This window comes from Pedobacter sp. HMWF019 (assembly GCF_003061025.1).
GTDB lineage: Bacteria > Bacteroidota > Bacteroidia > Sphingobacteriales > Sphingobacteriaceae > Pedobacter.
In genome coordinates this window covers 1-24119 of the sequence record NZ_QAIL01000166.1, presented here as the reverse complement: position 1 = coordinate 24119, position 24119 = coordinate 1, and the positions used below count along the sequence as shown (strand labels likewise).

The window sequence follows — 24119 nt, the reverse complement described above, 5'->3', positions numbered from 1 at the left end:
ATAGAAAATATGACTAAGGCAGATATTATTTCAGAGATATCAACAAAGACAGGAATTGAAAAGGTAGATGTGCAAGAAACCGTAGAAGCATTTTTCAAAGTGATCAAGAACAGCATGATTGGCGGAGAGAATGTATATGTAAGAGGTTTTGGAAGTTTTGTTGTAAAAAAGAGAGCACAAAAAACTGCAAGAAACATATCTAAAAATACGGCAATCATCATTCCTGAGCATTTTGTACCTAGCTTTAAACCAGCAAAAGTGTTTGTGGACAAAGTGAAAAACAACTCTAAAAAAATCAGCGTAGAGGCCTAATCGTATGACAAACAATATCCGCACTAAACAATTATTAATCGTTGGAGCAGTAGCTCTGTTGGTTGCTTTCTTGTTTACGCGGGATATTAAAGGTCTGGTTAAGCCAAAACAGGAGACCTCCGGGACTCCGGCTGCCGGTCAGCTGACCACCAATACAGCTGCTCAAAACATTAATTTACAGGACGTATCTGCAGCAGGTAAGAATGTAATTAATGCCAGTTTAGCTGCAGAGATCACCACACTGGAGAATACTTATAAGAGTACCTCCGGTGCGGACCAGATCAAAGCAGCACAACTTCTTGCCCAGAAATGGGATGATGTTGAACAAACTATTCCAAGCGCACTGTATCTGGAGATTGTTGCGAGTAAAGAAAAAACCCTGAACAACTGGCTCAATGCAGGCGGAAGACTGATGAAAGCTTTTGATACCACCCAGGACAGCGTCATGCAGCCTGCGTTGTTACAAAAAGCAAACACAGCTTACACCAATGCAATGGCCATTGATTCAACCAGCGCTGAAGCCAAAACTGGATTAGGAATCACCATTGTCAATGGAATGGGCATGCCTATGAAAGGAATCGCCATGCTGCTGGATGTGGTTAAAAAAGATCCGAAAAATTTAAAAGCGCAAATGAGCTTAGGTACATTTGCCATCAAGTCTGGTCAGTTTGATAAAGCTATTGTTCGTTTTAACGATATTATAGCTCAGAAACCTTCACCAGATGCTTATTTCTACCTGGCTACGGCTTACGAGAATTTAGGCAAAAATAAAGAAGCCGTTGAGGCCTATTTGAAGAGTAAAAAACTAGCAGCAAATCCAACTTTATCTAAATTCATTGATAAAAGAGTGGCCGAGCTTAGTAAATAAGAATTAATAAACAGATTTATAAAAATATTAAAATTTCAACATTATGCCGAGTGGTAAAAAAAGAAAAAGACATAAAATGGCGACGCACAAACGTAAAAAACGTTTAAGAAAAAACAGACATAAGAAAAAATAGTTTTTCTTAATGTAACTGTAAACAAGGAAATATACGTTGAATATTCGGCGTATATTTCCTTGTTTATGGTGTTTTTTATTTGAGTCCATGTGTTAATAAGGTACTATTGTACCTTAAAATCTATAGCTTTTGGTAAAAGAATTAATTATCGATTCATCTCCTACGGGAGTAACCATAGCTTTAATTGAAGACAAACAACTTGTAGAACTTCATAAAGAACACATCAACAACAACTATGCTGTTGGCGACATCTATTTAGGCCGTATAAAGAAAATTATGCCCGGCCTTAATGCTGCGTTCGTTGATGTGGGTTATGAGAAAGATGCGTTCCTGCATTATTTTGATCTGGGTCCGCAAGTACAATCTTTAATAAAGCTTACAAAAATTAAGCGTAATGGCTCTGTTAATGGAACGTTATTAGATAACTTTAAACTGGAGGCCGATATTAATAAGGCTGGAAAGATATCTGAAGTTGTTTCCAAAAACATGGTTGTGCCTGTTCAAATAGCTAAAGAGCCTATTTCAACCAAAGGTCCACGCTTAAGTTCTGACCTCTCTATAGCGGGTCGCTATATCGTATTGGTCCCCTTTTCCAATGTCATTTCCATATCCAAAAAGATCAAAAGCAATACGGAACGTAATCGTCTGAAGAAGATTATTGAAAGTATTAAGCCGAAAAACTTTGGAGTAATCATCAGGACCGTTTCTGAAGGAAAAGGAGTTGCAGAACTACAAAAAGACCTCCTGGATTCTGTAGCAAAATGGGAAAATTTCATTAAGAAGTTACCCGATGCAGAACCCTCTAAACGTGTTTGGGGAGAAATGGACCGCACGTCTACGCTGATCCGCGATATCCTGAGCACAGACTTCACCAATGTTTATGTAAATGATCACGGTGTGTTTGAGGACATTCGCTCTTATGTTCATGAGATCTCTCCTGAAATGGAGAAGATTGTAAAGCATTATAAGCAGAAGGAACCGATATTTGAGCATTTTGGTCTGGACAAACAGATTAAGAATGGCTTTGGTAAGACGGTCAACCTGGCAGGTGGTGCTTACCTCGTGGTAGAACATACAGAAGCGCTGCATGTTATTGACGTGAACAGCGGCAACAGAACCGCCAGCAAGGAAAACCAGGAAGAAAATGCCCTCCAGGTAAACAAAGAGGCCGCGAAAGAAATTGCACGTCAGCTCAGGTTGCGTGATATGGGTGGTATTGTGGTCATCGATTTCATCGATATGCACAAGCCTGCCAACCGTAAAATATTGTTCGATTATTTACGCGAGCTCATGCAGCTGGACCGTGCCAAGCACACCATTCTGCCACCAAGTAAATTTGGTCTGGTACAGATCACGCGCCAGCGTGTAAGACCGGAAATGAATATTGTAACGAGTGAGAAATGTCCTACCTGTGATGGTACCGGAGAGATCAAAGCCAGTATCGTTCTGATGGACGATATCGAGAACAACCTGACTTACATTTTGCAGGAGCAGAATGAAAAGAATGTTACCCTTTGTGTCCACCCTTACATTGAGGCCTTCATCAAAAAAGGATTCATCTCCCTGCAGTGGAAATGGTTCTTCAAATTTGGCCAGCGCATAAAAATTAAGGCTGTACCATCGTACAACCTGACAGAGTTTCATTTTCTGTCCTCAAAAGACGAGGAAATAAAATTGTAAGCCTGATTGAAAGCATTGAATAAGCCTGATTTCTTTAAGATCTCAGGCTTATTTATTTAAGTCCGTTCCCATCTGCCAATTTGCATTTTAATAGCAATGCTTAACAATTAAAGGTAAATTAGTCCTCTAAAATTCTTTAAAATTGGCCAAAACAAAATCAGCATATTTTTGCCAGAACTGCGGATACGAATCTGCAAAATGGCTGGGTAAATGCCCTTCCTGTAATCAATGGAATACCTTTGTAGAGGAAGTGGTAGAAAAAAATGCCCCTAATGTTCCCGCCTGGAAAACCTCTTCAGGAAGTCAGCGTTCCAATAAGCCCAGCAAGGTAGAACACATAGAATCTTCCACAGAAAAGAGAATCCTAACCGGAGACCAGGAACTGGACCGCGTGCTTGGAGGTGGACTGGTTACCGGATCTGTAACGCTGATCGGGGGTGAGCCCGGAATTGGTAAATCCACGCTCATGCTGCAGCTGGCTTTAAACATCCAGAACAAACGCATTTTATACATCTCGGGAGAAGAAAGTGAACAGCAAATCAAAATGCGCGCAGAACGCATCACTTTAACGCCAAAAGCAGATTGCTATATCCTCACGGAAACCTCTACCCAGAATATTTTCAAACAAATAGAACAGCTGGAGCCCCATATTGTGATTGTGGACTCGATACAGACCCTACACTCTGCTCATATAGAATCTACTCCAGGAAGTGTGTCGCAGGTTAGGGAGTGCACCGCAGAGCTCCTGCGTTTTGCCAAGGAAACCGACACTCCGGTTTTCCTGATTGGACACATTACCAAGGACGGGGCTATTGCGGGGCCAAAAATCCTGGAACATATGGTAGATACGGTTTTGCAGTTTGAGGGCGACAGGCATCATATTTACAGAATATTGCGTTCCATCAAGAACAGATTTGGCGCGGCGGCGGAGATGGGCATTTACGCGATGAACAGCAGCGGTCTGAGAGAAGTGACCAATCCTTCCGAAATTTTATTGTCACAACGTGATGAAGAATTAAGCGGCATTGCTATTTCCGCTACTTTAGAAGGCGCCAGGCCAATGTTGATCGAAACCCAGGCCTTGGTTAGTGTTGCAGCTTACGGAACGCCCCAGCGCTCTGCAACTGGCTTTGATACCAGGAGAATGAACATGCTACTGGCTGTCCTGGAGAAAAGATGCGGATTCCGCCTCAGTACACGCGATGTTTTCTTAAATCTTGCGGGCGGGATTAAAGTAGAAGATCCGGCTATAGACCTGGCCATATTGGCGGCCATCATTTCTTCCCATGAGGATATTTCTATTTCTTCTAAAACTTGTTTTGCCGCAGAAGTTGGGCTATCTGGCGAGATCAGAGCGGTGAACAGAATAGAACAACGCATTTCAGAAGCGGACAAACTGGGCTTTGACCGGATCTTTGTTTCTAAATATAATCTGAAAGGCCTTTCGCAGGAGAAGTATAAAATAGAAATTATGGGTGTGGGTAAAATAGAGGATGTTTTTTCCGCACTGTTCGGATAGCCGGGAAGACTGTGGCGCTGAAATTTTACTTTAAAATTCCCCGATTGGGGAATAAGCTACACGGCTAAAAAACACAAACAAAATGCCATTTTGATGTATAAACGCCTCCCGGAGCTGTATAGAGAGGAAAGTGGAAGGCACACTAATTCTGGTATAGCCTTTGCCTTAGATAAAACAGTTCTGATCCAGTAATGGGTTTTAACGTAACAATAGGGATGATTATCCTCGTTATCGTAAGATGGCGAGGATTTTTTATTAGATGTCCGGAGAAAATCTGAGCATAAAAAAAGTCCCTTTCGGGACTTTATAATAGGTTTTTCTTCTTACTTGCTCAGGTACATAGATTTGTCCTTATAGAGCTTTCTGAAATATGGATCTTCCAGATCTTTAATGAAACGGATAGACTCTCCTGTTGATTTCATCTCCGGACCCAGTTCTTTTGGAACCTCAGGGAATTTATCATAAGAGAATACAGGCTCCTTTATCGCGTAACCTTGCAGTTTACGCTCTATCTTAAAGTCTTTAAGTTTGTTCACACCCAGCATGATCTTAGCCGCAATGTTAATGTAAGGTACATCATAAGCCTTCGCAATGAAAGGTACTGTACGGGAAGCCCTTGGATTGGCTTCAATCACATATACTTTCCCATCTTTTACAGCGAACTGGATATTCAACAAACCAATCACGTTTAAAGCTCTTGCGATCTTTTTAGAATAGGTTTCCATATCAGCGATTACCTGATCAGATAAACTGAAAGGCGGCAGCACCGCACTGGAATCACCAGAGTGAATCCCCGCAGGCTCGATATGCTCCATTAAACCAACAATATGCACATCCTCTCCATCACAGATAGAATCAGATTCCGTTTCTTCTGCCCTGTCCAGGAAGTGGTCAATCAGTACCCTGTTGCCAGGCAGATCTCCCAAAAGTTTAACAACCGCTTTCTCCAGATCTTCATCATTGATCACAATGCTCATACCCTGGCCACCCAGTACATAACTTGGACGAACCAGTACAGGATAACCAACTTCATTGGCCACCACAATCGCTTCCTCTGCATTTTCCGCTACCCCATATTTAGGATAAGGAATCTCCAGCTCTTTTAAGAGATCAGAGAAACGGCCACGGTCTTCTGCAACATCCATGTCATTATAAGAAGTTCCGATGATCTTAATGCCTTTTTCATGCAGTTTCTCTGCCATTTTAAGCGCCGTCTGGCCACCTAGCTGAACAATTACACCTTCTGGTTTTTCCAGCTCAATGATTTCACGTACGTGCTCCCAGAATACCGGCTCAAAGTAAAGCTTATCCGCCATGTTGAAATCTGTAGAAACCGTTTCCGGGTTACAGTTCACCATGATGGCTTCAAAACCACTTTCTTTAGCTGCCAGCAGCCCGTGTACGCAAGAATAATCGAATTCAATACCCTGACCAATACGGTTCGGGCCCGATCCGAGAACAATGATTTTTTTCCTGTCGGACGAGATAGATTCGTTCTCTTCTTCAAAGGTAGAGTAATAATATGGTGTCTGTGCAGCAAACTCAGCAGCACAGGTATCTACCATTTTATAAACCCTTCTAATGCCCAGCGATGTTCTGCGGTCATACACTTCATCTTCCGTTACATTACCCAGCAAATAGGCAATCTGAATATCAGAGAAACCTTTTTGTTTCAGGGTGAAGAAAAAGTCTTTTGGTATATTATTCAAAGAATATCTTTTCAATTCTGTTTCCAGATGTACCAGGTCCTGGATCTGCGCAAGGAACCATTTATCAATACGGGTTACTTTACGGATAGATTCCAAAGGCACACCCATACTCATCGCATCCTTAATCAGGAACAACCTGTTCCAGCTCGCATGTTCCAATCCGTACATGATCTCATCAATACTACGGTTGTGTTTACCATCTGCACCTAGTCCTGCTCTGCCAATTTCTAAACTCTGACAAGCTTTTTGCAGGGCCTCGATAAAACTACGGCCAATGCCCATCACCTCACCTACAGATTTCATCTGCAATCCAAGCTCCATATTAGCCCCTTTGAATTTATCAAAGTTCCAGCGTGGGATCTTAACAATCACATAGTCTAAAGTAGGCTCAAAATAAGCGGAAGTGGTTTTAGTAATCTGGTTCTCAATTTCATCCAGGTTATAACCTATAGCCAGTTTAGAGGCTATTTTTGCAATCGGATAACCAGTCGCTTTACTTGCCAGTGCAGATGAACGGGATACCCTTGGGTTGATCTCAATAGCAATGATCTGATCATTATCGGGGTTTACCGAGAACTGAACATTACAACCTCCGGCAAAATTACCGATGGCGCGCATCATTTTGATGGCCTGATTACGCATATCCTGATAACAACGGTCAGACAAAGTCATTGCCGGTGCAACAGTAATAGAATCTCCCGTATGGATTCCCATTGGATCGAAGTTTTCAATCGAACAAATGATGATCACATTGTCATTGCTATCCCTAAGCAGTTCCAACTCATACTCTTTCCAACCCAAAACAGCCTGTTCAACCAGTACTTCATGTGTTGGCGAAGCTTCTAAACCACGTTTCAATGCAGCATCGAATTCTTCTTTTTTATGTACGAAACCGCCACCCGATCCACCTAAAGTATAGGACGGACGGATAACCAATGGATAACCGATCTCTTGTGCGGCTTCTTTACCTTCCAGAAAGGAATTGGCAATTTTTGAGGGAGCAACGCCAACGCCTATATCCACCATAAGCTGTCTGAAGGCTTCTCTGTTTTCTGTTTTTTCTATAGCGGCTACATCAACCCCTATAACTTTAACGCCATGTTTTTCCCAGACTCCACGTTCTTCAGCTTCTTTACAAAGGTTCAGTGCAGTTTGCCCTCCCATGGTTGGCAATACAGCATCGATCTTTTGCTCTATCAGAATCTCTTCTATAGAATCTACTGTTAACGGTCGCAGGTAAACATGGTCTGCAATAACCTTATCGGTCATAATCGTAGCCGGATTGGAGTTGATGATTGAAACTTCAATTCCTTCTTCTTTTAATGAAAGGGCTGCTTGGGATCCTGAATAATCAAATTCACAGGCTTGGCCAATAATAATTGGTCCGGATCCGATAATCAATACTGAACGTATGGAGGTGTCTCTTGGCATATTGGCTTTAAAATTTTGCGCTCGAGATTTTCTATGCTACAAGAAAGATCCCGACTGTTCTGTCGGGATGCAAAGATACAGCTTTAGGTCCTATAATGTATAGGTTTTTTCAAAAAAAGCTACAAGCCAAAACAAGGCTGCTGCAGCTTAATATTGCAGCAGCTTAATCTGCCCTACATCGGTTGTTGCGCTGTCTATCACAGGCACCTCGGCAATGGTAAAATCTTTATAGGGCATTTGGGTTTTCACCAGCAATTTATATGTACCGGCCTTTATATTGTCAACCTTGAAATTTCCGGCCTGAGGCTGGATCTTTAAGGTATCTGTTCCCAGAATAAGGAGCACCTGTTGTATCCCTTCTGCAGGGCTGATTTTTCCCTGTACACCACCTTTTCTGATCAGCGTAAAAGAAAACAACAGGCTAATCAGGATCAAAGCTGCAGGTGTTACAATTTTTATAGACTTCATGGTGCAAGTATTTAAGCTAAAGATGAACATTACACTCCATATAGCAAATAAAAACAAAAATTGTTTTAGTCCGGGAGTAAGAAGTCATCAAAGCGTCATGAAATAACCCGGCAGTAAAATCTGGGTACTAGACCTTAACAATTGCCGTTTTCCATGTAGTTGTTTGCAAAAACAGCACAAAAACATCCTCAGCAATATATTGCACGGAGGGTATTCTTCATAAATAGTTTGTTTGGTTTATTATCCGGCCGGGAAGGATTCCCTGCCGGATTTTTTTTACGGCCTGGGTTAGCTACATTTGGCCCATGCTTCTTTTAGACATTCCCTTTCTTCAATCTCTGATCAGTCAGTTTCAGCAAACCAGCCTGCTGGAATGGGTGGGAACCATCAGTGGATTTATCTGCATTTACCTTGCCGCAAAAGAGAACATCTGGAACTGGCCGGTTTCTATTATTAGTGTACTGGCCTACAGCATTGTTTTTTATGAAAGCAAACTTTACGGCGATACGGTTTTGCAATTCTATTTTCTTTCCACCGCTTTTTATGGCTGGTACTATTGGCTCAAGAAGAAAACAGCCAAAGAGAAACCTATAGAACGCATCAGCGGGAAACAATGGTTCTATATAATTGGAGGAATTCTTATCCTGACCGTACTATTAGGCCTTTTTCTAAGCAAATACACCGATACCGATGTTCCTTACATTGACGGCTTCTGTACAGCAATGAGTTTCGTCGCACAATTACTCATGACCAGGAAAATCCTGCAAAACTGGATCCTGTGGATTGTTGTGGATATTTGTTATGTACCCCTATACATTCATAAACACCTCTCTCTTACAGCAATTCTCTACTTTGTATTAATTATCCTGGCCATTATTGGCTATTTAGACTGGAGGAAAACCTACCGTGAGCAAATCAATTAAAAAAATCGCTATTGTCGGTCCGGAAAGCACTGGAAAATCGACCATCACCCAACAACTGGCCAGACATTATCAAACCGCCTGGGTTGCAGAATATGCCCGCTACTATTGCGCCGCATTAACGGAACCCTGTACACTTCAGGACGAAATCAATATGTTCCACGGTCAGGTAGCTTTGGAAGAATCTGTTCTGGCCACTGCCGAAAAAGATTTCATTTTCTGCGACACCACTTTTCTCACGGTTAAGATCTGGAGCGATGAAATGATGGGAGAAACACCACAGATTGTATTAGACGCACTACCACAGCGTCCCTATGATCTGTACCTGCTCATGGACATTGACCTGCCCTGGCAGGAAGACCCATTGAGAGATTTTCCGCATCTCCGCGAACACTTTATGCGCATCTGGCACAAAGAGCTGCAGGCCCTGAATGCCAACTATACTGTCATCAGCGGGGTAGAAGATCGCTTCAAAAATGCATTGAAAGCGGTTGATCACTTCCTTTTAAAATAAATTCAATACCTTTGCCTTATCAAAAGGGGGTGCCTTGTTTTGTAAAAAACACAAAAACGGGCTGAGATCATACCCATTACATCTGCAAACAACCAAAAACGTTGAGATGTATGCACCTGATCCGGATAATGCCGGCGTAGGGATTGGAGTTATGGAGTTTAACTAAACTGTGGGTACCCCTGCTCATAGAAGGTTTAACTAAAAAGGAATAAAAAAAATTGAAAAAATTACTGATCGCAGCCATTGCTGTACTGCTGTTCCCTGTATTTGCAAAGGCACAATTCTCTATTTCAGGAAGAGTATCAGAATCGGGCAAACAGGCCCTTCCAGGCGCAAGCATCCGGTTAAAGGGTCAAAGCCTTGGCGCAACCACCAATCTGGAGGGTGCTTACCAGATCCAGAACCTAAAACCAGGAAAATATACCCTGATCGTCAGCTTTATTGGCTACAACAGCACAGAACGCAGCATTAACCTGGGCTCCGATCTCACTGCAGATTTTACACTCACACCAGCCGCATATCTTGCCGATGAAGTGATTGTAAGCGCAACCCGTGCCAATGAAAAATCGGCCACAACCTATAAAAACATCAGCAAGGAATACATCAAAGAAAACAACTTTGGTCAGGATCTTCCCTTTATCCTCAACAATACACCCGGCGTAGTGGTCACTTCGGATGCCGGTGCCGGTGTAGGTTATACAGGCATACGGATCAGGGGCAGTGATGCCACCAGGGTCAATGTTACCCTGAATGGCATCCCCTACAATGACAGTGAGAGCCAGGGCACATTTTGGGTAAACATGCCCGATTTCGCTTCTTCGGTAGAGAACATCCAGATTCAGCGTGGTGTAGGTACCTCTACCAATGGAGCCGGGGCTTTCGGAGGAAGTTTAAATGTACAGACTTCAGCCCCCTCTGCACAGCCTTACGCCGAATTAAACAATACATACGGCTCGTTCAATACCCTAAAAAACACCGTTAAAGTAGGAACAGGTCTGATCGACAATAAATTCAGCTTCGATGGCCGATTGTCCAGGATCAGTTCTGATGGCTTTATTGACCGAGCAGCCTCTACTTTAAAATCCTATTTTCTTTCTGGCGCTTACCAGGGCAAAAAGGACCTGCTCCGTTTAAATGTTTTCTCCGGATCTGAAAAGACCTACCAAGCCTGGAACGGCGTTCCTGAATCCAGACTGAACGGCGACGTGGAGGGCATGAAAGCCTATATTGCCAGGAACTGGCTCAGCGATGCAGATGCGGCCAACCTGCTGAACTCAGGCAACCGGACTTATAACTCCTTTACCTATAAAGACCAAACCGATAACTACTGGCAAAGCCACTACCAATTGCTATATGCACGGCAGTTTAATGACCAGTTCTCTTTTAACGGCGCCTTGCACTACACCGACGGCAAGGGCTACTATGAAGAATATAAAACAGATCAGAAATTTAAAAACTATGGCTTAGCCGATCTTAATGTTGATGGAAAGCCACAGACCACTACCGACTTGATCCGCCGGAGATGGCTAGACAATAATTTCTACGGGCTTACTTATAATTTCAACTACCATCCGCAATCCAATTTAAACTTTACCCTTGGTGGAGCTTATAACAAATACGATGGAAAGCACTTCGGAGAAATCATCTGGGCACAGTACGCTTCCAACGGCAAATACGGCGACCACTATTACGACAACACTGGAAACAAAACTGATTTTAATGTTTATGGTAAGGCGGTTTACAGCCCAATAGAAAAACTAAGCCTTTTTGCCGACCTGCAGTTCCGCAGGCTGGACTACAAGATTCTGGGTACAGAAAAAAACCTGAATGCACTTGACATCAAAGACCAGCTGAACTTCTTTAATCCAAAACTTGGTGCTACATATTTTATTGATACGAAAAGCAATGTCTATGCTTCCTTCAGCGTAGCCAACAAAGAACCCAACCGGGACGACTATGTAAATGCGCCTGCAGATGCCTTTCCAAAACCAGAGCGTTTATATGATGTGGAAGCGGGTTACCGGATTAAAACAGAACGCTTCAATGCCGGTCTGAATGTGTATGGAATGTTCTATAAAGACCAGCTGGTGCTCACCGGTGCACTGAATGACGTAGGAGAAGCGCTGCGCCAGAATGTGTCCAAAAGCTACAGACTGGGCGTTGAACTCGACGCTTCCTATATCCTGAGCAAACAGTTCGTATTAAATGCCAATGCTGCCCTCAGTAAAAACAAGATTAAAAACTACCTGGATTACCTGTACGAATACAATGACGACGGAGACATCACCAAAACAGTGACCACCAATTACGCCTCTCCCGATATTTCCTTCTCTCCGGCAGCCGTTCTCTTTGCAGAACTGGCCTATAAACCTATTGCAGGTCTGGCCTTTGGGTTCCAAAACAAATACGTTAGCAAACAGTATATGGATAATACACAAAATGAATCCAGGAAATTAAAGGGCTATTTTGTAAGCAACCTGCGTGCAGGCTACGATTTTAAGGCTTTTGGCATTAAAAACATCAACCTTGGCCTGCTGGTGAACAATATTTTTGATAAAAAATATGAAAGCAACGGCTATACCTACAGCTCCATGTACGAGGGAAAAACCACTACAGAAAATTTTTATTTTCCACAGGCAGGCACCAACCTATTACTTTCTCTAAATTTGAAGTTTTAACAACAGCATTCCACAACGTGAAGAAATATATAGAAAAACTACAGTTCATTACCCATGATATCCCAGCTTTAAGCCATGTACAACAAGCACAGCTGGCCTGTGAGGCCGGTGCCAAATGGATACAATACAGATGCCTGACCAAAAAGGACGAAGAACTGCTGGAAGACATTGAACAAATTGCCACTATTTGTGACGATTGGGGAGCTACCCTGATCGTCACAGATCATATCCACCTGAAAGGCAAAGCCGATATTCAGGGATTTCATATAGAGGACATGGAGGCTAATTTCATCGAACTGCGCAAACAGCTTGGCGAAGAATACACCATAGGCGGCTCCTCCAACACCATAGAGGGGTTGATCCGTTTGTATAAAGAAGGTGTCGATTACGCCGGTTTTGGCCCCTTCCAAATCACGACTACCAAACCCAACAACGCTGCACTATTGGGCGTAGAAGGCTATTCAAAAGCCATTGCCGTGCTCAACAACCTGGACCTGGAGCTCCCTGTCCTCGCTGTGGGCGGTGTAACCTTAGAAGATGTGGACGCCCTGATGCAGACCGGCATTTTCGGTATTGCTGCTTCAGCCGCCATTAACCAGGCTGAAGATCTGCAGGAAGCCTATAAAGCCTTCTACAATAAAATCATGTAGCGGAAATTTTATAAACAAATGATAGTTCTTTAATTTCAGGAGAACTACATTTGTTCAAAATATTTCCTCTTGAAAGACTCTGCCATTATTGACAAGCAGGACCCCTACGCGGCCCTGCGCTATAAAGAATTCCGCTCTTATATGGGCATGCGTTTCTTTTTTACGTTTGCCTATCAGATGCAGGCCGTGATCATCGGCTTTCACATCTACCACCTCACCAAAGATCCTCTCGCCCTTGGACTGATCGGTCTTTGTGAAGCTATTCCTTCTATTGGAATAGCCCTATATGGTGGATATATAGCCGATAAATCTGAAAAAAGAGGTTTGCTGCTGAAGATCTTTATCGGCGTATTTCTATGCTCCCTGGTCATGACGATTGTTACCCTGCAGCAAATGCATACTTATGTACCGGTAAAATACATTGTTCCGATTATGTACCTGATGGTCTTCGGAATCGGTATTGCCAGAGGCTTCTATAACCCGGCAGCCTTCTCTATTATGGGGCAGATTGTACCTAAAGAATTGTATCCGAATTCCAGTACCTGGAACAGTTCAACCTATATGACCGCCTCTATCATTGGTCCGGCAGTTGGTGGACTGATCTATGCCTTCTTCGGCGTAACCGTTACCTATTGTGTTATTCTTTTCTTTATTCTGATTGCCCTGGGCTGTATTGCATTCTTTAAAAAGCACCCGCCAAGATATATCCCCAAAGAAAGCATCATGAAAAGCCTCACCGAAGGTGTACAATTTGTATTTAAAAGCAAAATGATGCTAGGCGCAATGAGCCTGGATCTTTTCTCTGTCTTTTTTGGCGGCGCAGTCGCCCTGCTTCCGGTTTTTGCTAATGATATTTTAAAAGTAGGCTCCGAAGGCCTTGGCTTTATGCGGGCCTCAGCCTCTGCAGGAGCCGTCCTCACCATGTTCGTGATGACACGCATCTCCCCAATGAGAAAACCCTGGAGAAACCTGCTCATCGCTGTAGTTGGATTTGGGACCAGCATCATCTGTTACGGCCTGTCCAAGAACTTCTACCTGACCCTGATGTTCCTCTTCGCAGAAGGGTCCTTTGACAGTGTCAGCGTACTGATCCGCTCTACCATCATGCAATTACTTACCCCCGATGAAATGCGTGGACGGGTCTCTGCGGTAAACAGTATGTTCATTGGCTCTTCCAACGAGATCGGTGCCTTTGAATCCGGCTTAACCGCAAAACTGATGCGAACCGTGCCCGCAGTGGTATTTGGAGGTTGTATGACCATTCTCGTGGCCGGAATTACCTACTCCAAAACCAAGAGCCTGCTGGGCTTAACGCTCGACGACATCAGTGGCAGTAAAACAGAGCCTGCGGCGGTCTAAACGTGCTCTACACGTTCACCTACCTGCTGGCGCCACATGGCAAAATACAGCCCTTTTTCTTCTAAAAGGTCTTCATGTTTGCCTTGCTCTATAATATGGCCTTTCTCCAGCACAAAGATCCTGTCGGCATGGCGGATCGTAGACAGGCGGTGCGCAATCAAGATCGTCATATGACTGGTTTGCTCAGAAATCTCCCTGATCGTACCGGTAATTTCTTCTTCCGTTAAAGAATCCAGAGAAGAAGTCGCTTCGTCAAACACCAGGATATCCGGCTGGCGAAGCAGGGCCCGGGCAATAGACAGACGTTGTTTTTCGCCTCCGGATACTTTAACCCCACCTTCACCAATTACGGTATCCAGGCCTTTATCAGCCCTGGCCAACAAGTTATGGCAAGCCGCTTGCTGCAATACCCGCATACACTCTTCATCCGTAGCCAGCGGACGCACAAACTGTAGGTTCTCGCGAATCGTACCGGAGAACAACTGCGTATCCTGTGTCACAAAACCGATCTTTTCCCTCAGTTGATCCAGGTCAATATCCTTACCGGAAATCTCATTATAAAAGACCTCCCCTTCCATAGGCTGATATAAGCCCACCAATAATTTTACCAGGGTTGTTTTTCCTGAACCAGAAGGCCCAACAAAGGCAATGGTTTCCCCATTCCTGGTATTAAAACTAATATTGTTCAAGGCATTCGCCCTACCGGTCAGGTGTTTAAAATTAACATTTGCGAAAGAAAGTCTGGTAATCTTATCCAGTTTCACCGGATTTTCCGGTTTCACATCTATTGGTGTACTTAATATCCTTTTGAAGTTACCCAGTGACACTTCAGCCTCTCTCCAGGACAGGATTACATTGCCCAGCTCCTGAAGCGGTCCAAAAAGGAAAAAGGAATAGAATAAGAAAGAGAAATATTGCCCCGGTGAAATGGTGTTCTCAAAGATCAGGATCAACAAGACTACCACCATTGTACTCCGTACCAGGTTAACCGTTGTGCCCTGCACAAAACTCATACTCCTTACAAACTTCACTTTCTTGAGCTCCAGCCCCAGGATCTTATAGGTTGTCTTGTTCAGCCTTTCTATTTCCTGTTTGGCCAAACCTAAACTTTTTACCAGTTCTATATTCCTCAAAGATTCAGTTGTAGAACCTGCAAGCGCAGTCGTTTCTGCAACGATGGTCTTCTGTATCGTTTTTATTTTCCGGCTCAGGAACCAACTCACAAAACTGATGATCGGAATAGCAGAAAAATAAATCAGGGTCACTTTATAGCTCACCGCAACAGAGTAAACAATAACAAAGACCATTCCGATTAAACTCACAAACAGGATACTGATAAAAGAGGTAATAAACTTCTCGCTATCCAGACGTACTTTTTGTAGAATACCCAATGTTTCTCCACTTCTCTGGTCTTCAAAAACCTGGTAAGGCAGTTCAAGGGAATGCTTCAAGCCATCCGCATACATTCTGGCACCCACTTTCTGCACAATAATACTGGTAAAATAATCCTGGAAGTTCTTGGCAATCCTTGATACCATTGCCGCACCAATACTTAATCCAACCAAGCCCAATACCCCCCAAACAAATTCATTTCTGGAAAGGATGTCTTTTTTTTCTATAAACCGGTCTACAATCCTTCCGGTGATATAAGGATCAAGTAAAGAAAAACCTATATTAATGGAAGCCAGGACGAGTGCAAGCACAACAACCCATTGGTGCCGTTTTAGATACTGAATCAATAATTTCATTTTGTTTGCAAACAGTTTTCAAATACACAATCGGTATAACTATTTGGGCTTCAAAAATAAAGAAAGGGAATATAGCTTCCACCATATTCCCTTTTAATTACAACAATATTATAATTCGCCGGCTTTAAACCGTCATGATGTCTTTCTCTTTAACCTCAGCATGTTTATCTACTTTAATGATATATGCATCGGTTATTTTCTGAACTTCGCCTTCGCCTGTCTTAATTTCATCATCAGAAACAGCTTCCCCTTTTAGTTTTTTGATCTTTTCGTTCGCATCTTTACGAATGTTGCGAATAGCAATCTTTCCTCTCTCTGCCTCTTCTTTAACTTTTTTAACCAGGTCCTTTCTGCGTTCTTCTGTAAGTGGCGGAACAACCAAACGGATAATAACACCGTCATTTTGAGGGTTGATCCCAATATTGGCTTCTAAAATGGCCCGCTCTATAGGTGTTAACAATGTTTTTTCCCAAGGCTGGATCAGTAAAGTACGTGCATCCGGCGTATTGATACTGGCCACCTGGCTCAATGGTGTCGGGTTACCATAGTAATCTACCATGATTCCTTCCAGCATACCCGCAGAAGCTTTTCCAGCACGAATTTTGGTCAGCTCAGACTCGCAATGTGCAATAGCTTTGTCCATTGTAGCCTGGGCGTCTTGTAATTGTTTCTTTATGAGGTCATTCATAATTTGTGTTGTTTGTGCAAAAATATAAAAAAATCTAAAATCAGCCTTTTACGAGTGTTCCTATCTCCTCGCCCTTAGCAATTTTCATAAAATTACCTGGCTTATTCATATCAAAAACGATAATTGGAAGTTCATTTTCTTCGCAAAGTGTAAATGCAGTCATATCCATTACATTTAGTCCTTTGGCATAAACCTCTCTAAAAGAAATTTTATCGAAACGTGTTGCAGTAGGGTCTTTTTCCGGATCCGCGGTATAGATTCCATCTACACGGGTACCTTTTAAAACCACATCCGCTTTGATCTCAATTGCCCTCAAAGCAGCAGCAGAATCTGTCGTAAAATAAGGATTACCAGTACCTGCACCGAAAATAACCACACGTCCTTTTTCAAGGTGTCTAACGGCTCTTCTGCGGATAAATGGTTCGCAGATCTGTTCCATTTTGATCGCTGTAAGCAACCTGGTTTTCAGACCAACTTTTTCCAAGGCATCCTGAAGCGCCATACTGTTGATCACAGTAGCCAGCATACCCATATAATCTGCCTGTGCACGGTCCATTCCTGATTTTTCTGCACTCAATCCTCTGAAGATATTCCCCCCTCCAATCACGATGGCCACCTCAAGCCCCTGGGCATGCACCGCTTTGATATCCTCTGCGTATTGCCTAACGCGCTCATTGTCAATTCCGTATTGCTTATCGCCCATCAGCGATTCGCCACTTAATTTTAATAGGATCCTCTTATATTTCATGAGTCCAAAAATAGCTATTTGTTTTAATTATTGGGGATCAAATGTTCAAGTCCCCCAACAAAAACCTTTTGCAGGTTTAAATCATCATCCAGCAGCAACAGATCAGCCGTATATCCGGCACTTATTTTTCCAAAGAAATCCGATTTCCCAAGTACTTTTGCAGGATGCAGTGAAGACATATTTAAAGCCTCTTCCAATGGAATACCACAATACTCCACACAGTTTTTTACCGCATCCAGCATCGTAATACTGGATCCGGAAAGTGTGCCATTAGGTGTAATAAATTTATCTCCGCTCCGCTGATGCTGATAAGGCCCGGTATGACACTCTGTTACCGCATCCGTGATCAGGAACAAACGTTCCTTCATCAACTGATGGCTCATTTTGATCACCTCAAAATCCACATGGTTTCCATCGGCAATAATACTGGCCATAGCTGTAGGATGATTAAATACTGCAACCGGCAGATTTGGAGACCGGTGGTGGATAGAAGGCATCGCATTGAACAAATGGGTGGTGGTGGTTACCCCTTTATTATAAGCAGCTGTAGCTTGTTCGAAAGTCGCATCACTATGTCCCAGAGATAAGATGACGTCCTGGTCCAATAGATACCGGATCACATCGTCATCCTGCAGCTCCGCAGCAATCGTCATGATCTTCACAGTCCCGTCCGCATGCTCCATCAATCTTTTCACCTCATCCATCGAAGCTTTGCGAACATATTCAGGAACATGCGCCCCCAATCTCTTTGGGTTCAAATAAGGTCCCTCCAAATGCACGCCAAGAAAGCCCTTAGCTTCGTGCCTATAGACTTTAGCCGCTTCGATACACTGATACACAACCTCCATACTATTGGTTGCCACACAAGCCATAAAACTTGTTGTACCTTTACTTGCCAGATCCAGATCCATCTGCCGCAGCGTATCAGCCGTTGGATAGGCCGAGAACAAATTACCCCCGCTACCGTAAATCTGCAGTTCAATAAAACCAGGTGCCAGGTAATTGCCTTTTGCATCGATGACTATCCCGGCTGCCGGAACTTCTGCACCTAATTTCGTGATAAAACCATTTTCAATGGCAACCTGTTGCTGTTGAAGAAGCTTTCCTTCTTCAAAAAATTTACAGTTTTTTATGATGATCATAAACAGATAAATTAACCTTTATATCCTCCATGGAGGACCAGAATGTACATAAGCATAAAACTACATATAAATCGCAGACCTGTACTCAAGCTTAACACAAAAAGTTTTTTATGTCTCTAAATAAAATTAAATTTAAGCCTTAAGTTTAGCTAAAATTTCAACATATGCGCTCCAGGTTTTTAATTACCGCCCTATTGGTTTGTCCCTTTATTTCTTTTGCACAACAATCTGTTAAAGAAAACACTCATTTAAAAAAGTTATCCAATGGTCTTGAAATTATCGTCGTCACAGATCACACTGTTCCTCTGGTAACCATTGAATTTGCCTGCAGAAATGGCTCATTTACGGAGACTAATGAATTCAATGGACTGAGTCATCTTTATGAACACCTATTTTTTTCCACCAACAAGGACTATCCTGACAATGATAGTTTTGTCAGAAAAAGCAATGAACTGGAAATCTCTTCAAATGCAACAACGAAAGAGGAGGTGGTCAATTATTATTTCACACTCCCTTCCGAGAATTTAAAGCCCGGCCTAAAGTTCATGAATTCAGCCATTCGCTTTCCCAAATTCAGGAAAGAAGAGATGAAAAAAGAAAATGAAGTCGTAAACGCCGAATTCACACGCCATGAATCCAGTCCGATTTACCCACTTATGGAAGCAAACTCCAGACATATGTGGGGCGCAAATTACTCCAGGAAAAATGTTATTGGCAATCATGAAGTAATTTTATCTGCTACACCGGAGAAAATGGACTCCATTAAGAATAAATATTACCGCCCTGACAATTCTGTATTGATTATTGCTGGAGATGTCCAGACCGAAGACGCTCTATCTTATGCCGAAAGCGTATTTGGAAACTGGAAAGCACCGGATTACGACCCCTTCAAAAAATGGCCTATCCCAGAATTCAAACCGCTGGAAAAACAGGACTACTATATTGTGGAGTCTGAAAAAACGCCTATGCCCTTTTTGCTCATCAGCTGGCATGGCCCCGATACCCGAAACGATTTGACTGCAACTTATGCTGCAGATGTTTTCTCTTTCATTGTGAACCAAAACGGATCTAAGCTCAAAAAAGCACTAATAGATTCCGGCCTCGCTCTTGAGGCCGATGTAAATTATTATACCCAGAAATATACCGGCCCCATCAGTCTGATGGTCAATCCCAATCCAGCTCAGCTCAAAGCCTGTTATGAAGAAGTTTTAAAACAAATCTCTCTTTGGGACGAAGAGACCTACCTTTCTGATGTCCAGATAGAGCGTGCCAAACGTTTGCTCTCCATAGAACAAGTCAAACGAAGCGAAGTTACTTCTGATTATGCGCACTTACTTTCTTTCTGGTGGGCTTCAGCTTCTATTGATTATTATACCAATTACGAAGAGAACCTAAATAAGGTAACCCGAAAAGATCTGCTGGATTATGTAAGAAAATACATCAAAGGGAAACCCTACTGTGCCGGCCTGATGCTCAATAAAGCCATGATCACCGCCATCAATCCTCAGCAATTCTTTAAACCAAGCAACTAACCTCATGAAACGTTTTATATTAGCGCCCATCTTCCTTGTATTTCTGCTACCCTTAAAAGCACAACATAAAGCCATTGATTTTACTGTAAATGGCCTGAAGGTTATTCTCAGACCCACCGAAAAAGAAACTGTGAGCATTCGCATGTTCTATCGGGGAGGTGTTATGAATTATGCTCCTGAGCAAGCCGGAATAGAGAACATGGCACTCACTACAGCTGCTACCGGTGGATCAAAAAACTATAGTGCTGCAGATTACAAAGAACTCAATGATGAATTTGGCATTGAAATCCAGGGTTCATCGGGAACAGATTATGGAACAATAACCTTGGACTGCATTTCCAAATACCTCGACAAGGGCTGGAACTTCTTTGCAGATGCAGTGGTAAACCCGGCTTTCGAGCAACCAGAGTTTCAATCGTCCAAAGAAAAAACGATTGCCCGTATACACAGCCAGAACGCCGACCCGGAAAGCCGGATAGAGAAATTGTCTATGAGTGCCATTTTCCAGGATAGTCCCTACAGTACAGATCCAACCGGAACGGAAGAGATCGTCACTAACTTTAGAATTAAACAAGTCAAGGATTATTATTACCAGACCCTTTTAAACAAAAACAGAATGTTCCTCGTCGTCGCAGGGAAAATCACCAAAGAAGAGCTCGAGAAGAAAATTCTGGCTTCCCTTTCTTCAATTCCTGAAGCCCCCTATACACTACCGGTCTATGATCAAAAATTAATGGAGGGCGAAAAACTACTGACTGAACAAAGAGACCTGGCTACTAACTATATGAGTTGCGTGATGAATGCTCCGCCAATGAACAACCCTGACTATCTACCCTTTATGCTATCGATTAACGCGTTAAGCAGCCATCTTTTTTATGAATTGCGGACAAAACAAAGTTTATCTTATTCCCCTGGCGCAACGATAAAGTCACTGCAAATCCCATATATGTCCATGTATGTGAGCACCACCCAACCCGTTAAAGCTTATCAGGCTATAGTAAACGTTTATAAAAGCATGCGTTCCAATCTCTTCAGCCAATCTTTACTGGACGACATCAAGAAAAACCATAAACGAACCTATTACAGACATCAGGAAAGCTCCAGCGCCATCGTGGAAGACCTGGGTAAGGCCGAGATATTTGGCGATTATAGGATAGAAGAAAATAAAATTGCCAGCATCAATAAGGTGAGCTGTCAGGATATGCTAAATGCCGTTAACAAATACCTCAAAGGTGCCATATGGATTTACCTTGGAGATGAACCGGCTGGAAAAGCCGCCTTTCAATAATCAGCTATAAAAAAAGAGGGCATCCTATTGGATACCCTCTTTTTTTATAGCTGATTCAAATTAAGAACCTAATTGTACACGTTTGAATGAAGTAACAGTTAGATCTTTTGAAGTATCGTTTAAGAATTTACGAACATCTTTAGAAGAATCTTTAACAAATTCCTGGTTCAATAAAGTACTGTCTTTGTAGAATTTGTTCAATTTACCAGCAGCAATTTTTTCAACCATTTCTTCTGGTTTACCTTCAGCACGGATTTGCTCTTTAGCAATTTCAGTTTCGCGCTCAATAGTAGTTGAATCTACGTCTGCTTTATCTAAAGCAACCGGGTTCATTGCAGCAATTTGCATCGCTACATCTTTACCTGCTTCTTCAACACCATCAACATTTTGGTTTAAAGCAACCAATACACCTAAACGGTAGTTACCGTGGATATAAGGAACAACTTTTTCACCTGTAACAGTTTCGAATTTAGAGATACCAATTTTCTCACCGATTTTACCAGTGTTCTCTACAATGATATCTGAAACTTTCTGACCATCTACTTCAAGAGCTAATAATTCCTCTAAAGAAGCTGGGTTTTTCTCAATAGCCAAATCAGCAAATTTGTTACCCAAAGCAACGAAATCAGCATTTTTAGCTACGAAGTCAGTTTCGCAGTTCAATTCTACAACAACACCACGTTTACCGTCTGCTGTAGCTTTAGCGATAACAACACCTTCGTTAGAATCACGATCCTGACGGCTGGCTGCTACCTTAGCACCTTTTTTACGTAAGTAATCAACGGCTGCTTCAAAATCGCCGTTTGCTTCTGTTAATGCTTTTTTGCAATCCATCATACCGGCACCGGTTTGTTGGCGTAATTTGTTTACATCTGCAGCAGTAATTTGTACTGACATTTTTGTTTCCTTTTTAAGTTTTATTTAAAAAAATAAGGGTTGTATATTGATTGTTGTAAGTAAAACCCGCAACGCACAACATACAACCCAAAATTATATTATCTACGCTTCGCTGGTTCCTTCTTCAGACTCAGCACTCACTTTTTTTCTTCTCTCGCCAGGTGCAGCAGTTTCAGGAGCATCAGCAGCAGCTTTAGCAGCTACAGCTTCTTTTTCAGCTTCATCATCTTTCTCACGCTTGCGCTCGTCTAAACCTTCTTCAATCGCTTTGATGATTACATCAGTGATTAAAGAGATCGATTTAGTTGCATCATCATTCGCCGGGATAGGGAAATCGATGTTCGAAGGATCAGAGTTCGTATCCACCATTGCAAATGTTGGAATGTTTAATTTCAACGCTTCGCTCACAGCGATATGCTCTTTTTTAACGTCAATTAAAAAGATAGCAGCTGGTAAACGGTTAAGATCCGCGATACCACCTAATAAGCTTTCCAATTTGATACGCTCACGCTGAATCATTAAACGCTCTTTCTTAGAAAGGATCGAATAAGTACCGTCTTTAGTCATTTTATCGATGTTAGACATCTTTTTGATAGACTTGCGTACGGTAGCAAAGTTAGTTAACATACCACCTAACCAACGCTCAGTTACGAAAGGCATGTTTACTTTTTTTGCTTGCTCAGCAACGATTTCTTTAGCTTGTTTCTTAGTCGCTACAAATAAGATCTTACGACCTGATTTTACGATTTGTTTAATCGCAGAAGCAGCTTCTTCAGTTTTAGTTAAAGTTTTATTTAAATCTATAATGTGGATACCATTGCGCTCCATGAAAATGTAAGGCGCCATTTTTGGGTTCCATTTACGGGTAAGGTGACCAAAGTGTACACCTGCATCCAATAAGTCTTGATATGTTGTTCTTGCCATTGTGTTGTCTCCTTACGATTAACGTTTACTGAATTGGAATTTCTTACGTGCTTTCTTACGTCCTGGTTTCTTACGCTCAACCATACGCATATCACGGGTCATTAACCCTTTAGCGCGTAATGCTGGTTTTTTCTCAGCATCTAATTCAACAATAGCTTTAGCAATAGCTAAACGAACAGCCTCTGCCTGGCCTTTAACACCTCCACCCGCTACATTTACAGTAATATCATACTGACCAACTGTTTCAGAAACTTCTAAAGATTGGTTAACGATATATTGCAAAGGTAATGTTGGGAAATATACTTTGTGATCTTTACCATTTACGGTAATAGTGCCGTTGCCTTCTTTTAAATAGATACGTGCAACAGCAGTTTTTCTTCTTCCTGAAGTATTAGTAACTGACATTTCTTTCTTCCTTTAATTAAAGTGTAATGGTTTTTGGTGATTGTGCCTGGTGAGGATGCTCAGAACCTGCATAAACAAAAAGGTTGGTGTACAATTTAGCACCCAATTTTGTTTTAGGTAACATACCACGAACGGCTTTCTCGATAACACGTGTAGGGTGTTTCGCCATTAACTCTTTAGGAGAGATGAAACGTTGACCACCTGGATAACCAGTGTAAGAAATGTATTCTTTCTCACTGAATTTGTTTCCGGTCAATTTTACCTTGTCTGCATTAATAACGATAACGTTATCTCCGCAATCTACGTGTGGGGTGTACTCAGGCTTGTTTTTACCACGGATGATCATTGCGATCTTCGATGACAAGCGCCCCAAAATCTCGCCTTCCGCATCAACAACAACCCACTGTTTGTTAACAGTTTTTGCATTGGCCGAGACAGTTTTGTAACTTAACGTATTCACTTGCTTGTATTTAATTTGTTAATAATTATTTATTGCCCCCTAAAAT

21 protein-coding genes and 1 riboswitch are annotated in these 24119 nt (G+C 42.3%); of the genes, 11 read left to right on the top strand and 10 right to left on the bottom strand.

Going from position 1 to position 24119, the window contains the following annotated elements; genetic code table 11:
• The first annotated feature begins 9 nt into the window (after positions 1 to 9).
• The 4 genes from DBR11_RS10840 to radA all read left to right on the top strand — a co-directional run bounded on the left by DBR11_RS10840 (position 10) and on the right by radA (position 4512).
• Complete coding sequence (locus DBR11_RS10840; RefSeq protein ID WP_108552488.1) at positions 10 to 312, top strand: HU family DNA-binding protein; 303 nt, start codon at positions 10 to 12, stop codon at positions 310 to 312.
• A 4-nt stretch (positions 313 to 316) separates the two neighbouring features.
• The gene (locus DBR11_RS10835; protein WP_108552486.1) at positions 317 to 1180 is read left to right on the top strand and encodes a M48 family metallopeptidase; all 864 of its coding nucleotides are present in this window, start codon (positions 317 to 319) and stop codon (positions 1178 to 1180) included.
• A gap of 262 nt (positions 1181 to 1442) precedes the next feature.
• Positions 1443 to 2993, top strand: coding sequence for an Rne/Rng family ribonuclease (locus tag DBR11_RS10830; RefSeq protein WP_108552484.1), 1551 nt, complete (start codon positions 1443 to 1445; stop codon positions 2991 to 2993).
• Positions 2994 to 3135: 142 nt separating this feature from the next.
• On the top strand, positions 3136 to 4512 hold the full coding sequence (gene radA / locus DBR11_RS10825; protein ID WP_108552482.1) for a DNA repair protein RadA: 1377 nt from the start codon (positions 3136 to 3138) through the stop codon (positions 4510 to 4512).
• A 323-nt stretch (positions 4513 to 4835) separates the two neighbouring features.
• On the opposite strand, the gene carB is transcribed toward radA, so the two are convergent.
• A complete protein-coding gene (gene carB, locus DBR11_RS10820) occupies positions 4836 to 7652 on the bottom strand; it encodes a carbamoyl-phosphate synthase large subunit (protein ID WP_108552480.1) in 2817 nt (938 codons plus the stop codon).
• A gap of 147 nt (positions 7653 to 7799) precedes the next feature.
• A complete protein-coding gene (locus DBR11_RS10815) occupies positions 7800 to 8120 on the bottom strand; it encodes a carboxypeptidase regulatory-like domain-containing protein (protein ID WP_108552478.1) in 321 nt (106 codons plus the stop codon).
• 305 nt (positions 8121 to 8425) lie between these two features.
• Between DBR11_RS10815 and pnuC the strand changes: the two genes are divergently transcribed.
• The 5 genes from pnuC (at position 8426) to DBR11_RS10790 (ending at position 14241) form a co-directional block, all read left to right on the top strand.
• Positions 8426 to 9043 (top strand): nicotinamide riboside transporter PnuC, encoded by a 618-nt coding sequence (gene pnuC, locus DBR11_RS10810; RefSeq protein ID WP_108552476.1) that lies wholly within the window; start codon positions 8426 to 8428, stop codon positions 9041 to 9043.
• A complete protein-coding gene (locus DBR11_RS10805) occupies positions 9027 to 9554 on the top strand; it encodes an AAA family ATPase (protein ID WP_108552474.1) in 528 nt (175 codons plus the stop codon). Before pnuC ends, DBR11_RS10805 begins: the two co-directional genes overlap by 17 nt.
• Positions 9555 to 9568: 14 nt before the next feature.
• Positions 9569 to 9714, top strand: a riboswitch (TPP riboswitch).
• 58 nt (positions 9715 to 9772) lie between these two features.
• The gene (locus DBR11_RS10800; protein ID WP_108552472.1) at positions 9773 to 12232 is read left to right on the top strand and encodes a TonB-dependent receptor; all 2460 of its coding nucleotides are present in this window, start codon (positions 9773 to 9775) and stop codon (positions 12230 to 12232) included.
• 17 nt (positions 12233 to 12249) lie between these two features.
• Positions 12250 to 12882: a thiamine phosphate synthase gene (locus DBR11_RS10795; RefSeq protein ID WP_108552470.1), complete on the top strand. Its 633-nt coding sequence runs from the start codon at positions 12250 to 12252 to the stop codon at positions 12880 to 12882.
• A gap of 69 nt (positions 12883 to 12951) precedes the next feature.
• Positions 12952 to 14241 (top strand): MFS transporter, encoded by a 1290-nt coding sequence (locus tag DBR11_RS10790; RefSeq protein ID WP_108552468.1) that lies wholly within the window; start codon positions 12952 to 12954, stop codon positions 14239 to 14241.
• On the opposite strand, the gene DBR11_RS10785 is transcribed toward DBR11_RS10790, so the two are convergent.
• The 4 genes from DBR11_RS10785 to nagA form a co-directional block, all read right to left on the bottom strand.
• Positions 14238 to 15989, bottom strand: a complete 1752-nt coding sequence (locus DBR11_RS10785; RefSeq protein WP_108552466.1) for an ABC transporter ATP-binding protein — start codon at positions 15987 to 15989, stop codon at positions 14238 to 14240. The two genes, DBR11_RS10790 and DBR11_RS10785, sit on opposite strands and share 4 nt — an antisense overlap.
• 124 nt (positions 15990 to 16113) lie before the next feature.
• Positions 16114 to 16677: a ribosome recycling factor gene (frr, locus tag DBR11_RS10780; RefSeq protein WP_108552464.1), complete on the bottom strand. Its 564-nt coding sequence runs from the start codon at positions 16675 to 16677 to the stop codon at positions 16114 to 16116.
• A gap of 40 nt (positions 16678 to 16717) precedes the next feature.
• Positions 16718 to 17425 (bottom strand): UMP kinase, encoded by a 708-nt coding sequence (gene pyrH / locus DBR11_RS10775; RefSeq protein ID WP_108552462.1) that lies wholly within the window; start codon positions 17423 to 17425, stop codon positions 16718 to 16720.
• Between the two features lie 23 nt (positions 17426 to 17448).
• Positions 17449 to 18567, bottom strand: a complete 1119-nt coding sequence (gene nagA, locus DBR11_RS10770; protein WP_108552460.1) for an N-acetylglucosamine-6-phosphate deacetylase — start codon at positions 18565 to 18567, stop codon at positions 17449 to 17451.
• Positions 18568 to 18731: 164 nt separating this feature from the next.
• On the opposite strand from nagA, the gene DBR11_RS10765 reads away from it, so the two are divergent.
• Complete coding sequence (locus DBR11_RS10765) at positions 18732 to 20099, top strand: pitrilysin family protein (protein WP_108552458.1); 1368 nt, start codon at positions 18732 to 18734, stop codon at positions 20097 to 20099.
• A gap of 4 nt (positions 20100 to 20103) precedes the next feature.
• Positions 20104 to 21387: a pitrilysin family protein gene (locus tag DBR11_RS10760; protein ID WP_108552456.1), complete on the top strand. Its 1284-nt coding sequence runs from the start codon at positions 20104 to 20106 to the stop codon at positions 21385 to 21387.
• A 60-nt stretch (positions 21388 to 21447) separates the two neighbouring features.
• On the opposite strand, the gene tsf is transcribed toward DBR11_RS10760, so the two are convergent.
• The 4 genes from tsf to rplM form a co-directional block, all read right to left on the bottom strand.
• On the bottom strand, positions 21448 to 22284 hold the full coding sequence (gene tsf / locus DBR11_RS10755) for a translation elongation factor Ts (RefSeq protein ID WP_108552454.1): 837 nt from the start codon (positions 22282 to 22284) through the stop codon (positions 21448 to 21450).
• 102 nt (positions 22285 to 22386) lie between these two features.
• The gene (gene rpsB / locus DBR11_RS10750; RefSeq protein ID WP_108552452.1) at positions 22387 to 23208 is read right to left on the bottom strand and encodes a 30S ribosomal protein S2; all 822 of its coding nucleotides are present in this window, start codon (positions 23206 to 23208) and stop codon (positions 22387 to 22389) included.
• Between the two features lie 18 nt (positions 23209 to 23226).
• The gene (gene rpsI, locus DBR11_RS10745; protein WP_108552450.1) at positions 23227 to 23613 is read right to left on the bottom strand and encodes a 30S ribosomal protein S9; all 387 of its coding nucleotides are present in this window, start codon (positions 23611 to 23613) and stop codon (positions 23227 to 23229) included.
• A gap of 16 nt (positions 23614 to 23629) precedes the next feature.
• Positions 23630 to 24073: a 50S ribosomal protein L13 gene (rplM, locus tag DBR11_RS10740; RefSeq protein ID WP_108552448.1), complete on the bottom strand. Its 444-nt coding sequence runs from the start codon at positions 24071 to 24073 to the stop codon at positions 23630 to 23632.
• Positions 24074 to 24119: the final 46 nt, after the last annotated feature.